This window comes from Zoogloea sp. GDB6 (genome assembly GCF_056724105.1).
Map to the genome: position 1 here is coordinate 2,632,227 of NZ_CM161497.1, position 12,468 is coordinate 2,644,694.

The following is a 12,468-nucleotide window of genomic DNA, read 5'->3' on the forward strand; positions in this document are numbered from 1 at the left end:
TCTCTGCGTGCAGGGTGGGGGCATCAGTCGGGCAGGCCGAGGCGGCCACGGCGGCGGTCGGGGAGCAGTACGCGGGGCAGTCCAACCCGATGGGTGAGTACGCCGATACCTGCGATTTCCGCCTCGATCCGGTCTCCTGGCTGGAGGAAGCGCCCATCTTCCAGGCCGACACCACAGGTCGAGCCGGTAAACAGGAGATCACCAGGGTGCAGGGTGACCCGGGCATCGACAAAGTCGAGCAGTTCGTCGATGCTGAAAATCATGTTTGAAGTGCAATCCTGCTGACGTAATTCGCCGTTGATTGAGAGGCGCATCTGCAGGTTGGGTTGGCCGGCGTGGCTGTAGGCGTCGCGCGTGGCGATCCACGGCCCGATTGGTGCGGTCCGGTCAAGGGCCTTCTGGGAAAACAGATCGAGGGTGCCGAGACGCTTGCCCGCATCGCGCGCGCTGACATCGTTGCCGATGGTGTAACCCAGTAGGCAGTCGCTGGCACGGGGTGTTTCGCCGAGCTCGCGGGCGACCACTGCCACCAGCTCTATTTCGAAGTCTAGTTGGCGGGTAACCGCTGGGTAGGTAATCTCACCACCGGGATCAACCACAGCTGATTCAGGTTTTATGTAAGCGATCGTGTGGGGCGGCGCTTCCTTTCGACCGAGGCGTGTCAGGTGCTCGAGATAATTGAGGCCGACGCCGAAGATACGGGCGCCGGGCTCGACCGGAGCGAGAAGACGAAGGGTCGTCAGAGCAAGGGGGCAGGCCGCAAGGCCCATGCCGCTTGTGTCGCCCCCGGCAGCGGCGGGGGCCCAGTTGCGGAAGGCCGAACCGATCCGCCAGGCGAGCCCGGCATCTTCGTCCACCTGCGCCCAAAAGCGTTCGCCGAATGCATCGGCGACGCGCGCGATCTTCATGCCTGGCTCTTCTTCGCCGCCAGGAATTCGGGCTCAAGTAGTTCCTCTGGCGTGCGTACGCTCGGACCCAGGATGGGGCCGACGATCTCGTGGCCCCAGGTGCTGAGTTTTTCCGGATTCAGCTCGAAGGCATCGCCCTGCCACGGCTCGAGTTCGGTGATGGTCTCGAAGGCGAAGCCCGACGGGGTGAAGTGGTAGAAGGACGCGTGGGGGTCCTGAGTGTGCTGTCCGAGGGTCATTTGCAATTGCAGTTTGCGGGCGTTGACGATGTCCAGGGTCTCGCCCACGTCGCGGAGGCTTTTCACGAAGATGCCCACGTGCTGAACACCCATGCGGCCCGGGCCAAAGCCGTAGGCGATATCGTGGCTGGTGAAGTCGTTGAGCTTCGAGCGGAAAAAACCGGTCTTGCCCTTGCCTGCCCCGGAGCCATACCAGTGAAAGCCCATGACCTCGATAAGGAAGTGCTCCAGCTCGGGGGTGTATTCCGGTGTGATCAGGACCACATGTCCGACACCCCGTTCGTCACAGACGAAGCCGCCGTGGTTACGGCCGGGAGTGAAGGAGCGGGGCGTCCATTTCTGGGCATAGAACAGCTCGTGCTGGTAGCCCACCGGGTCGCGGAAGCGAATTAGCTCCTTTACACCGCGGGTTTCACAGAGCTCGGCGTCACCGACGATTATCTCCACGCCGGCACTCCGGAATTTCTCCACGGCTGCGTTGAAGGCCAGACGGCCACGGGCCTCCCAGCCAATGTAGGCGATGCGGTCGATCCGGCCCGGGTGGAAGGCAAGCCGGTGACGGCGGTCGTCCATCTTGAAGTAGAGGGAGTCGGGGTCGGAGGTGGGCGACTGCGTGATGCCGAAGCCCATGACCTGGGAGCCATACTCGCGCCATTCGTCTAGCCGGGTGGTTTCGAAGCCGAGATAGCCGATGCCGATGATGTCCATGTGCGTTTCCCCTTGTGTGCGTTTGGTGTGGAATCAACCGTTGGGTCGTCTTTATTAAGAGGCCCCTCTGGGAGGGCCTTCTGCGTGTGTCGTCAATGAGCCAGCAAGCCGCCGTCGATGACCAGATCCGAGCCGGTCATGAAGGACGCTTCGCTGGAGGCTACGAAAAGGGCCAGTGCAACGACCTCTTCGGGCTGGCCCGGACGATCCATCGGCACGCCGTCGAGCAGCGCGGCACGAATCTTCGGGTCTTCGACGAAAGCTGCGGTACCCGGAGTGATCACAAAGCCTGGGCTAATGCTGACCGCGCGGATGCCGAGGGGGGCGCCTTCGATGGCGAGCTGGCGGGTGAAGGAAACCACGCCGCCCTTGGCCGCCGAATGGGCCGAGATGCCGGCTACTCGCGACCCGCCCCAGGCGGCCGTCGACGCGATGTTGATCACCACGCCCCTGCTTTTTGCGAGATGCGGCCAGGCGTACTTGGTGGTGAAGAAAATCAGGTCAAGTTCATTGCGGATGGTGTAGTGCCAGTCCTCGATGGAGAACTCGCCGACCAAGCCGAAACGGGCGGCTGAAGCGTTGTTATAGAGAATGTCGATGCGGCCGTGGGCGGCGACGGCGACTTCCACCCACTGACGGGCCTGTTCCGGATTGCCGAGGTCGACGGGCGCCAGGCCGTGGAGCTCGAAGCCTTCGGCTCGGAGCAGTTCACGGGTGGCCTGATGACCTTGGGCGTCCACGTCGCAACCGACGACGGTAGCCCCTTCTCGGGCGAAGCGCAGAGCCGCTTCGCGCCCCTGTCCGCCGCCCGTGCCGGTGATAAGCGCAAGCTTGCCTGCAAGTCGTGCCATGGGGAGTCCCCTGAATGGATACCAATGTGCGGTTGTCCGGACAGTCAATGGTCCCTCGACGAACAGAGCTGGCGCGTGCGCGCCCGCTTGGCCGAGTCTGCCGGAACGCTTACTGGTGATGGGAGGGGAGTCAGGTACCTGTGGGGGCTTCGACACGCAGAGCTTCGGCTGGGCAGGCAACTGCCCCCTCAGACGCAGACTCTTCCATTCCGGCCGGGACGAACTCGCTTTCAAGGTACACAAGGCCGTCGGCGTCGAGCTTATAGACTTCCGGGCAAATCGCGGCGCAGAGCCCGTAGCCGCAACATTTGCTGCGTTCGGCAAAGACGCGGTGGAGAGCCTTGCCAGTGGTTTCGGGGGTGTTCATTTTTTGTCTCCTCACATTCGAATGCAGCTTGAAGCCGCCACACTTATTATGCACAGAAAACAAAAAAGTGTCACTATTTTGCAGGATGTTTTGATCCTGGCCTGAATGGCTCAGAACAGCATGGCTGCAAGTTTCTGACCCAACTCCTTGATCTCCCGGCCGACGGTTTCGATACCCGCTTCGTCGTACTGCCCGCGGAACATCACAGCCGATACGGTGTAGGCGATATTGTCATTACGGTCGCACACGGGGGCGGCGATAACCATGATGCCGGCCGAGAAATAGCCGTCGTCCAGGGACCAGCCCTGCTGGCGGCACTGTTCCACTTCCTGCAGGTAGGTCTCGAAGGAGAGGGGGCGGGCCCAGCGGATCTTGTCGAAAACGGCTCGGAGTTCGGGGTCGTCGAGGTCGAGCCGAGACGCGAACAGGCGTCCGCTGGCCCCCATCAGCATGGGCAGGCGCTGGCCTGTGGCCATGTCAATGCGCAGGTCGGCAGGGCTGGTTTCCGAATTGACGAGGACGATGCGGTCGGTGCCCATGCGTCGCCAGAGGGTCACAGTCACACCGAAGCGGGCGGCGAACTCTTGCATCAGGGGGCGGGCCGCTTCAAGGCGCTGACCTTCGGTCACCATGTTGCCCACCAGTTTGGCCAGTCCCAGTCCGGCCGTGTATGTCTTGGCGCGCCGGTCGAAGTCCACGATGTCCTCGGCGACCAGAGTGCGCAGGATATTGAAACAGGTGCTTGGGTTGATGGACAGGAGCCTGGCAAGATCCGCGGCTCGCTCCGGCGTTCCGGTTTCGGTGAGGTGACGAAGTATACGGATGGCGTTGATGATGGGCTTGACCATCACGCTGTTCCCCACCCGGTTGTTGTTCTCCGGATTGCTACCGTCATCCTCCGGAGCAGGCTTGTCGGCGATGCTGTCGCTTGGATCTGTTTTCATGGTGATGGACTGGGTGAGCAGGTTGGAGGATCCGATCTGAATTGCCCATGCATTCTATATGGAGAATTTATATTCTCGCAGCAAGAGTTTCTTCACTTCGAACTGGATACGGAGCGCGTCAAAAAAGAAACCCGCCGAAGCGGGTTGAAGGGCCCGAGATGGGCGACCGAGGGGGCTGGCCGCCCGTGCTGCTGGAAGCGGGCTCGGGCTGAGGGAGGTGGTTGGGGTGGTTTACTGGTTGTAGTAACCCACCGCGACGATGTGGGGGCCAACGACCTGGAAAAGGGTTCTTTTTTGCTCGGTACGTCTGGTCACCGGGTTCGGCCACTGGTAGTCGAGTTCGCCCTGCTTCTGGGTTTTAGCCATCGCCAGGATGTTGCGGATGATGGGCTGGCCGGAGGTATCCTTCAGCTCCAGGCCGTCGGTGCCGATCAGGCGCGGCTGGGCGCCGTGGGCGATAAAGTGGCCGTTCTTCATGTTGATCACGAAGACGTAGAGATCGTCCTGCACGAAACGTCCGCCGAGGCGGTTAAACTCCTTGATGGCTTCGTCCGGCGCTGCCTTCAGGGCTGCCGCCGCCTGATCCAGGAAGGCTCGGGCCTGAGCAGGGCTGGTACGGGGCAGGTAATAACCGACAGCCAGAATGCGTTCATCTACCCGCTGGAAAAAAGCCTGCTTTCGCTGAAGGGAGTTGTCCACCCAGTTCAGCCAGCGATATTCCACCTGGCCGCTGCCGCGGGTCTTGGCAATTTCCAGGATCTCTGCAAAAAAGGGTTTTCCGGTCGCATCGCGCATGGCGCTCACATTACGGCCGATCAGGGATGCCGATGATCCTCCGCTTGTGAGCATGGTGCCGTCGGCGTCGAGAACATAGACGTAGAGTTCCTTGTCAATGTATCGCCCCTGGCGGCCGAACTCGGCGAGGGCCGTGTCGCCGGCGCTTCGGTAATGCTCTACGGCACGGGTCAGCAAGGCCCGGGCGCGTCCCGCATCGATCTCGCTGCGGGTTGCTGGCGGCGGAGCCGCGCCAGAGCCGGAGACGAGGGTGCAGCCGAGCACCAGGGCAAACAGGTGGACAAGCAACTTTTCCATGGGCTTTCCTTTCAAGGCATAAGGGGCGCGGAGCTTACTCCCGGACCAGCAGCACGCTCCCCCCAAGGGGCCGCCGCCAGCGGCCACCACTGAGGCGTGGTGGGGTTTGAGCTGGCGCTCGCCGGCGCGGCCCCACAACTGGTTGCAGGCTTCGTGGACGTAGCCGAGCCCGTGGGTGCGCCCACCGGACAACTGGCCACCGTTGGTGTTGATGGGGATGAGGCCGTCGCGGGCGATGTTCCCACCACCTTCGATGAAGCGTCCGCCTTCGCCCACCGGGCAGAGGCCAAGGGCTTCGAGCCAGATCATGGTCAGAATGGAAAAGCCGTCGTAGAGCTGCGCGGAGCCCAGATCGGAGGGCTTCAGGTCGGTGCGCGACCACATCATGTGGGCGACCTCGCCGGTGACCATGGCGGTCAGATCGATCTGATCCCAGGACCAGGGCTGGTGAAGGGCTGCGCCAATCGCCTCGAGGCGGATTGGCGGATTTGGGCCTCCCCGGGCCGCATCGATGCGCGACAGCACGATGGCCGTCGATGCATCGCAGTGCACATCACAGTCGAGCATGCGCAGAGGCGTCGAGATCATCCGCGAGGCCATGTAGTCGTCGAGCCCCATGGGCGTGCGGTAAACCGCCTTTGGGTTGAGGGCTGCGTTGGCGCGGCAGGTCATGGCAATCTGGGCCAGCTGTTCTGGCCGCGTGCCGTAGTCGTGGAAGTGGCGCTGAGCGTACATGGCCATCAGGTTGATGCCCGACAGTACGTTGAATGGCGTGTACCACTGCCAGAAGAAGCTGCTGTCGCGGCCAATGGTCTTGTTGGAAAGGGCGCTGGCGGTCTTGTCGGTCTGGCGCCGGCTGGCTTCCGTGATAGTCCGGAAAACCAGCACATGCTTGCACAGGCCAGTAGCGATGGCCATCGCACCATTGATCAGGCCGGCCAGGGGGCCGGGGCCCTCGTAGCCACCACCAAACCAGTTGACCTTGAGACCCAGGGTACTGATCAGCGCATTCGGCCCCACCGGCGAGAAGGCGTCACCATTGTTGTTATCGCCAGGCCAGCAGGCCACGCCGTCGATGTCGTCACGGGTCAGGCCGGCATCGGCGATGGCTTCCAGGGTGGCATCGAGGGTCAGCTTCATAGCAGACAGGCTGGACGGGCGGCCGACTTCCGACTGGCCGACGCCACTGATCGCCACGTCCTTCTCAAACAGGCGGTCGAACATCATGCGTCCCTCTCGAAAAATGGTAGCCAGACATCCTCGATCTGGCTGAAGGTGACTCTCACTGGCAGGTCGATGCGGACTTCGTCAGCCGGCATCCCGACGATGTTGCTCACGAGGCGTAGGCCCATCTGCTCTTCCAGTTCCACGATGGCCACCACATAGGGCACCTCGAGCGCGGCCTGCCAGCGCTGATGGTTGATCGTGTAGCTGATCACCCTTCCCCGTCCGCTGACCGGGCGGGGTGCCACATCCTGGCTCAAACAGTGGGGGCAGATCGGGGCCGGCGGATGGAAGTAGCGCCGGCAGCAGCTGCAATGGTGGATGTTTAGCGAGCCGGTCTTTCCACCCTGCCAGAACGCAATGTTGTCGGGGTTCAGTGCTGGAAGCTTGCGGGCCATGGTTCTTGGAATCCGGAAGTTGTTTTCTGGCTACGGAATTAGATTCTAGCACTAGCATATAGACAGAACTTCAAAATCTGTCTAAAGTTTTCCATTGAAGCCGGATTTTTCGGTATTCCAGAAGCGATTTCCCCGTAACCGCATACCAAGGATCAACCATGACTCAAACCCTTACCGGCCGTACGATCGTCGTTACCGGAGGCTTCGGCTTCCTCGGGAGTGCGCTGGCGACGAGGCTGGTGAAGGAGGGCGCCCGGGTGGCCCTCATTGATCGTGCTCCCGTTCCGGCTAGCTCATTACCGTGTGTTGAACTGGCGCTTGGCGAAGTGGATCTGGGGAGTCCCGAGTCAGCCAGCAAGGCCTTTGGCCGTATAGCCGAGACTCTGGGCAGCATCGATGCGCTGGTCAACGTGGCGGGCGGCTTCCTTTGGGAAACGCTGGCGAGCGGCTGCGTCGAATCCTGGGATCGCATGTATGGCATGAACCTGCGCACCGCCGTGATCGCCTCCCAGGCCGCGTTGCCTTACCTGCTGGCCAGGGGCTCCGGACGACTGGTGAACGTGGGCGCTCTCGGCGCTGTCAAGGCTGCTGCGGGGATGGGCGCCTATGCCGCCTCGAAGGCCGGGGTCGCACGACTCACCGAAGCCCTCGCCGAAGAACTTAAGGACAAGGGTGTAACCGTCAATGCGGTTTTGCCGAGCATCATCGATACCCCTGCCAACCGCGCAGATATGCCTGATGCCGACCCCACCCGCTGGGTCAGTGCCGATGCGCTTGCTTCTGTGATCGTGTTCCTGCTGTCGGAAGAGGCCTCTGCGGTCAGCGGCGCGCTAATTCCGGTTAGCGGCCGCGTCTGAAAATCGGCGCTCATTTCCCGAGAACGATAAAACGCCCCTGACGGAGCACCCATGAGACTCGTTACTTATCTTGATGCTCGCGGCTTCCAGCGAGCGGGAGCCCTGATCGAAAAGGACCAGTTGGTACTCGACCTTCAGGTTGCCAACGAAGCCCGCAATGGCAGCGTCCGGACTGCGTTTGCCAGCGTCCTGGCACTGGTGGAGGCGGGCGAGGGCGCCCTCGATGCAGCTCGGGCCCTGGTGGCGGCGGCTCCTGCCAGTGCAGTACTTGCCCGTGCCGACGTGCACCTGTGTGCCCCGATCCAGCCGCCGCCGCAAATCCGCGACTGTTCCTGTTTCGAGTTGCATCTGCGCCAGAGTTTTGCTGCGGCTCGCCGAATGCGAGTGGCCCGCGAGCCCGACCCGGAAGCTGCGCTGAAGGCCATGAACACACGCGCCGACGACCGGGTTATCGGCACCTTCAACCGCCAACCTATCTACTACAAGGGCAACCGCTTTGCGGTGATCGGTGCTGACGACGACGTGATCTGGCCAACCTACAGCAAGGTCATGGATTTTGAGCTGGAACTGGCCTGCTACATCGGCAGGAAGGGGAAGGATATTCCCCGCGACAAGGCGCGTGAGCACATCGTCGGCTTCACCATTTTCAACGACATGAGTGCCCGCGACGCCCAGGCCATCGAGATGGTTGGGATGCTTGGCCCGGCCAAGAGCAAGGACTTCGACACAGGCAACGTGATGGGCCCGTGCCTGGTCACTGCTGATGAACTCGGCGACCCCTACGACCTGAACATGATCGCCCGCGTCAATGGCGAGGAGTGGGGCCGGGGTAATACCCGCGAGATGCGCTGGCAGTTCGAGGACGTGATTGCCCATATTTCCCGCTCTGAAACCCTGTATCCGGGCGAGGTCCTGGGTTCCGGCACCGTCGGCAACGGCTGCGGGCTGGAGCAGTTGCGCTTCCTCAAGCCTGACGACGTGGTCGAACTGGAGGTCGATGGCATCGGCATCTTGCGCACCCGCGTACGCAAGTCCGGCGTGTGAGCGCCAACTTCCCGACCAGGGTGGCCGCTGTAGTCCGACAAAAAAACAAGCCACATTCGTTAGCCCCTTCGCACCCCGAGCGAATCCAAACCCAAAGGAGAGAATTTTGAAGCAGACAAGAAACGTGCTGGCCGACGGCACAAGCATCGAAGACCTGGTCAAGGTCGATACCCGCGAAATCCAGATGCGGGCCCTGTCGGACCACGAGATCTACAACCTGGAGATGGATCGTGTCTTCGGGCACAGCTGGCTGCTCCTCGGTCACGAGAGCGAAATCCCCGACGAGAACGACTTTGTCGTGCGCGACATGGGTTCCGACTCGGTGATCGTGGCCCGTGGCAAGAACGGCCAGATTCATGTATCCCTCAACGTGTGTCCGCACCGGGGCATGAAGGTCTCGACCCTGGATGCGGGCAATACGCCGATCCACAAGTGCATCTATCACGGTTGGGCCTTCCGCCCGAACGGCGACTTCCTCGCCTCCCCGGTGGAGAAGGAGTGCATGCACGGCAAGATGATGAGCAAGACGGAGCTAGGCCTGGAGCAGGCCCGGGTCACGCTCTACGGCGGCATTATCTTCGCCACCTGGGATCACGAAGGCCCGTCCTTCGAGGAGTTCCTCGGCGATGCCAAGTGGTATTTTGACATTCTCTTTCAGCGTTCCGACAAGGGCCTGGAGGTGCTCGGCCCGCCCCAGCGGTTTATCGTCCGTGCCAACTGGAAGACCGCCGGGGAGCAATCTGCTGCTGACGGCTTTCACACCCTGACCCTGCACCGCTGGTTGGGCGAAGTGGGCAACTATGCCAAGAGTGGCGAGGAGGGCGGAGCCGACCTCAGCCCCGAAATGTATGGCGTCGAGGTCAGCTCGCCCCACGGCCACGCGCTGCGCTGCATCGACCTGGGTCGCAAGATCCGTAAGCTTACCGGCCTCGATCCGGATGAACTGAGTGTCGATCAGAAGCTGGAAGCCCTGCCGCCGCCGGGTGTGACGCGCGAGATGCTGCCTCAACTGAAGCGCAACCTGAGTGAAGACCAGCTCAAGGTACTGGTTTCCATGCCGCCCCAGGTCGGGGGAATCTTCCCCAACGTGCTGTTTGCTTTCGTGTATATCCCGCAGGCCGACGGCAGCGTGCTCGGACTGACCTTGCTGCATGCCTACGTGCCCAAGGGCCCGGATCAGCTGGAGTTCGTGAACTGGATCCTCGCCGAAAAGGACACCCCTCCCGAACTGAAGGAAAAGATGCTGCGCCAGAGCATCCAGCTCTTCGGCACCTCAGGCATGGTCGAGCAGGACGACTCCGACACCTGGCCGCACATGACGGTTGCCGCCAGAGGTGCCCGTGGCCGCAAATCGACCCTCAAGTACCAGGCTATCTACGAGACCAGCAAGCCGGCAGGTTGGCCCGGGCCCGGCATTGTCAATGAAGGCTTCACCAAGGATGACACCCAGTGGCATTGGTGGTTGCACTGGCACGAGCTGATGCTCGCCAACGTGTGACCCACAGCCCCCTGTCCATCCATTAGGAGTGAATTCATGACTGCTACCCAACACCTCTCCAGCGCCGACGTCCAGCAAGGCGAAGTCGTCGCCATCGGCTCCGATACCTACAACCAGGTTCTCGGCTTCCTGTACCGGGAGGCCAGTCTCCTTGACGCCATCAGCCTCAAGGAGTGGAGCGCATTGCTGGCCACCGACCTGGTTTACAGCGTGCCTTTGCGCCAGACCCGGCCGATGGCACAACAGGCCGCATCGATCATCCGCACGGTGCAGCACTACCACGACGACTACCGTTCGATCATGGGGCGGGTCATGCGACTGACCGGCACCAAGAGCGCCTGGGCGGAAGATCCCCCGTCACGGACCCGCCGGCTGGTCACCAATGTTCAGGTGAGCACCACTGGTGTCGAGGGTGAACTGGCCGTGGTGAGCTACCTGTTGTTGACCCGCAGCCGTTTCGACAGCCCCGACCTCGACCTGATCAGCGGCGAGCGCCGCGACGTGCTGCGCTACGTAGCGGGTGAGTTGAAACTGGCCCGGCGCGAAGTGATTCTTGACCAGGCCGTCCTTGGCACTCCCAACCTGGCGATCTTCCTCTAGGCACATTCCGCGGAGCATCCCCGCCACAGGCTGACGGGCCGTGGCGGGGAATTGCATAGATTCTATTTCCATAAATCAAAGATCTTGACGGAGGGCTTGTCCATGGGTAGTCCTATCGGCTTGACGAGCATCGATTTCACCGAGTTCAAGAACAGCTGGCGGGTCCTGATCCTGTCCATCGTCGGTGTGGCAGTCAGTATCAATGCCGCACTTTTATACGGTTTCGGGACGTTGGTGATTCCGCTTGAGCAGGCCTTCGGCTGGAGCCGCAGCGAGCTACAGGTGGCAGTTACCTTCCTGTTCGGCGGCGCGGTGCTCTCCCTGCAGGCAGTCGGCTGGATCAACTTGCGCTTCGGCATGCGTCGGGTGGTGGTGGCGTCGCTGGTGCTGATTTCCCTCGGTTATCTGGCGACGACACTGATCAGGGGCTCGGTGTGGTCCCTCTATGCTGCCTTTGCTCTGCTGCCCATCATCGGTATGGGCTCTTTGGCGGTCACCTGGACCCAGCTACTCAACCTGTGGTTCGTCCGTAATCGAGGCCTGGCACTGGCGATCGGCCTGTCCGGGACAGGCATCACCGCGGCCGTAGTGCCGCGCCTTCTGGCCTGGGGGATCGAACGGTGGGACTGGCGGGCAGCCTTCGTGATCCTGGCGGTGCTCAATATTGGCCTGTTGCTTCCGCTGGTGCTGATCTGGTTCCGCCTGCCCATCGAGGATGCCCCGGCTCGCGCTGCTGATGACGGCAAGCCCGCGCCCCATGTGTGGCTTGAGGGCATGTCCCTGAGGGAAGGTCTGGTATCCCGGCGCTTCTGGATCTGCAATGCAGCACTGGCGTTGGTGATCTCAGCCATCGTTGGAATGGTTACCAACACCATACCGATGCTTCGCGATCGTGGTCTGTCGGGGGGCGATGCGAGCCTTATCTTTAGTGGTTTTGGGGTTTCCCTGGTCTTTGGGCGGGTGGTGGTGGGCTATTTGCTGGACCGCTTGTGGCCGCCCGGCGTCGCGGCGGTCAGCCTGTTCCTGCCTGCCCTGGGGTGTCTGATCTACATGAGCGGCAACAACGATCTGGCGCTGCTCGGCCTTGCCGCGGTACTGGTCGGCTTTGGCGCCGGCGCCGAGTTCGACATTGCGGCCTTCCTGATTGCCCGCTATTTCGGCTTACGGGAATACGGCCGCCTGTTCGGTGTTCATCAGGGCCTCAACACGGTCGCCTCCGCTCTGGCGCCCCTGCTGTTTGCTGCGCTGTTCAGCCATACCGGGTCCTACGCCGCGATGTTGGTCTACTGCCTCGTATGTTCCCTCGTCGGTCCGGCGCTTCTGTTGACCCTGGGACGTCACCCGGGATTCAGCGGGGTTGTAGCCCTTGCTGGCCGAACCTGAGCCCTTCCTTATCTGGAGTCGAAACCATGCCTACCCTTACTTTTATCGAACACAACGGTACCCTCCACCAGGTCCACGGCGAAGTGGGGCAGTCCGTCATGCAGGCCGCGACCTTCGCGATGCTTCCCGGGATTCAGGGTGACTGCGGCGGCGCCTGCAGTTGCGCCACCTGTCACGCCTATGTGGATGAAGCCTGGGTGGACCGCTTTCCACCGGTAGCCGGGACCGAGGATGAAATGCTCGACAACGTTTCGGAGCGTCGTGCCAACAGCCGCTTGAGCTGTCAGTTGGTGATCGAGGAGGGTATGGACGGCCTGATGGTCCATTTGCCGGCCTCCCAGTACTGATCAGACCC

Annotated in this window: 13 protein-coding genes; 6 read left to right on the forward strand and 7 right to left on the reverse strand. The window is 62.0% G+C overall.

All coding sequences use genetic code 11. The features are described 5' to 3' along the window. Positions 1-23 precede the first annotated feature (23 nt). From AC1PQG_RS11900 to AC1PQG_RS11930, 7 genes are all read right to left on the reverse strand, one after another. Entirely contained in the window at positions 24-908 is an 885-nt protein-coding gene (locus AC1PQG_RS11900; RefSeq protein WP_481122752.1) for a fumarylacetoacetate hydrolase family protein, read from the reverse strand. Further along, a complete protein-coding gene (locus AC1PQG_RS11905; protein ID WP_481122753.1) occupies positions 905-1,855 on the reverse strand; it encodes a 2,3-dihydroxybiphenyl 1,2-dioxygenase in 951 nt (316 codons plus the stop codon). Before AC1PQG_RS11905 ends, AC1PQG_RS11900 begins: the two co-directional genes overlap by 4 nt. A 92-nt stretch (positions 1,856-1,947) precedes the next feature. Beyond that, complete coding sequence (locus AC1PQG_RS11910; RefSeq protein ID WP_481122754.1) at positions 1,948-2,706, reverse strand: SDR family NAD(P)-dependent oxidoreductase; 759 nt, start codon at positions 2,704-2,706, stop codon at positions 1,948-1,950. A 130-nt stretch (positions 2,707-2,836) separates the two neighbouring features. Further along, positions 2,837-3,073 carry a ferredoxin gene (locus AC1PQG_RS11915; protein WP_481122755.1) on the reverse strand — a complete coding sequence of 79 codons (237 nt, stop codon included), beginning with the start codon at positions 3,071-3,073 and terminating at the stop codon, positions 2,837-2,839. A gap of 110 nt (positions 3,074-3,183) precedes the next feature. Beyond that, positions 3,184-4,017, reverse strand: coding sequence for an IclR family transcriptional regulator (locus tag AC1PQG_RS11920; protein ID WP_481122756.1), 834 nt, complete (start codon positions 4,015-4,017; stop codon positions 3,184-3,186). A 231-nt stretch (positions 4,018-4,248) separates the two neighbouring features. Then, positions 4,249-6,336: a thiolase C-terminal domain-containing protein gene (locus AC1PQG_RS11925; RefSeq protein WP_481122757.1), complete on the reverse strand. Its 2,088-nt coding sequence runs from the start codon at positions 6,334-6,336 to the stop codon at positions 4,249-4,251. Beyond that, positions 6,333-6,731: a Zn-ribbon domain-containing OB-fold protein gene (locus AC1PQG_RS11930; RefSeq protein WP_481122758.1), complete on the reverse strand. Its 399-nt coding sequence runs from the start codon at positions 6,729-6,731 to the stop codon at positions 6,333-6,335. The genes AC1PQG_RS11925 and AC1PQG_RS11930 overlap by 4 nt, the downstream gene beginning before the upstream one ends. Before the next feature lie 158 nt (positions 6,732-6,889). On the opposite strand from AC1PQG_RS11930, the gene AC1PQG_RS11935 reads away from it, so the two are divergent. The 6 genes from AC1PQG_RS11935 (at position 6,890) to AC1PQG_RS11960 (ending at position 12,460) form a co-directional block, all read left to right on the forward strand. Beyond that, on the forward strand, positions 6,890-7,588 hold the full coding sequence (locus AC1PQG_RS11935) for an SDR family NAD(P)-dependent oxidoreductase (protein WP_481122759.1): 699 nt from the start codon (positions 6,890-6,892) through the stop codon (positions 7,586-7,588). Positions 7,589-7,639: 51 nt separating this feature from the next. Continuing rightward, positions 7,640-8,632, forward strand: coding sequence for a fumarylacetoacetate hydrolase family protein (locus AC1PQG_RS11940; RefSeq protein ID WP_481122760.1), 993 nt, complete (start codon positions 7,640-7,642; stop codon positions 8,630-8,632). A 106-nt stretch (positions 8,633-8,738) separates the two neighbouring features. Then, positions 8,739-10,130 carry an aromatic ring-hydroxylating dioxygenase subunit alpha gene (locus AC1PQG_RS11945; protein WP_481122761.1) on the forward strand — a complete coding sequence of 464 codons (1,392 nt, stop codon included), beginning with the start codon at positions 8,739-8,741 and terminating at the stop codon, positions 10,128-10,130. A gap of 36 nt (positions 10,131-10,166) precedes the next feature. Continuing rightward, positions 10,167-10,730 carry an aromatic-ring-hydroxylating dioxygenase subunit beta gene (locus AC1PQG_RS11950; RefSeq protein ID WP_481122762.1) on the forward strand — a complete coding sequence of 188 codons (564 nt, stop codon included), beginning with the start codon at positions 10,167-10,169 and terminating at the stop codon, positions 10,728-10,730. A gap of 102 nt (positions 10,731-10,832) precedes the next feature. Then, on the forward strand, positions 10,833-12,113 hold the full coding sequence (locus AC1PQG_RS11955; protein ID WP_481122763.1) for an MFS transporter: 1,281 nt from the start codon (positions 10,833-10,835) through the stop codon (positions 12,111-12,113). Between the two features lie 26 nt (positions 12,114-12,139). Then, the gene (locus AC1PQG_RS11960; RefSeq protein ID WP_481122764.1) at positions 12,140-12,460 is read left to right on the forward strand and encodes a 2Fe-2S iron-sulfur cluster-binding protein; all 321 of its coding nucleotides are present in this window, start codon (positions 12,140-12,142) and stop codon (positions 12,458-12,460) included. Positions 12,461-12,468 lie beyond the last annotated feature (8 nt).

What these genes read in the sequence shown, in the direction of transcription:
- AC1PQG_RS11900 (WP_481122752.1), bottom strand. Translation starts at nt 908, where the DNA reads ATGAAGATCGCGCGCGTCGCCGATGCATTCGGCGAACGCTTTTGGGCG.
- AC1PQG_RS11905 (WP_481122753.1), bottom strand. Translation starts at nt 1,855, where the DNA reads ATGGACATCATCGGCATCGGCTATCTCGGCTTCGAAACCACCCGGCTA.
- AC1PQG_RS11910 (WP_481122754.1), bottom strand. Translation starts at nt 2,706, where the DNA reads ATGGCACGACTTGCAGGCAAGCTTGCGCTTATCACCGGCACGGGCGGC.
- AC1PQG_RS11915 (WP_481122755.1), bottom strand. Translation starts at nt 3,073, where the DNA reads ATGAACACCCCCGAAACCACTGGCAAGGCTCTCCACCGCGTCTTTGCC.
- AC1PQG_RS11920 (WP_481122756.1), bottom strand. Translation starts at nt 4,017, where the DNA reads ATGAAAACAGATCCAAGCGACAGCATCGCCGACAAGCCTGCTCCGGAG.
- AC1PQG_RS11925 (WP_481122757.1), bottom strand. Translation starts at nt 6,336, where the DNA reads ATGATGTTCGACCGCCTGTTTGAGAAGGACGTGGCGATCAGTGGCGTC.
- AC1PQG_RS11930 (WP_481122758.1), bottom strand. Translation starts at nt 6,731, where the DNA reads ATGGCCCGCAAGCTTCCAGCACTGAACCCCGACAACATTGCGTTCTGG.
- AC1PQG_RS11935 (WP_481122759.1), top strand. Translation starts at nt 6,890, where the DNA reads ATGACTCAAACCCTTACCGGCCGTACGATCGTCGTTACCGGAGGCTTC.
- AC1PQG_RS11940 (WP_481122760.1), top strand. Translation starts at nt 7,640, where the DNA reads ATGAGACTCGTTACTTATCTTGATGCTCGCGGCTTCCAGCGAGCGGGA.
- AC1PQG_RS11950 (WP_481122762.1), top strand. Translation starts at nt 10,167, where the DNA reads ATGACTGCTACCCAACACCTCTCCAGCGCCGACGTCCAGCAAGGCGAA.
- AC1PQG_RS11955 (WP_481122763.1), top strand. Translation starts at nt 10,833, where the DNA reads ATGGGTAGTCCTATCGGCTTGACGAGCATCGATTTCACCGAGTTCAAG.
- AC1PQG_RS11960 (WP_481122764.1), top strand. Translation starts at nt 12,140, where the DNA reads ATGCCTACCCTTACTTTTATCGAACACAACGGTACCCTCCACCAGGTC.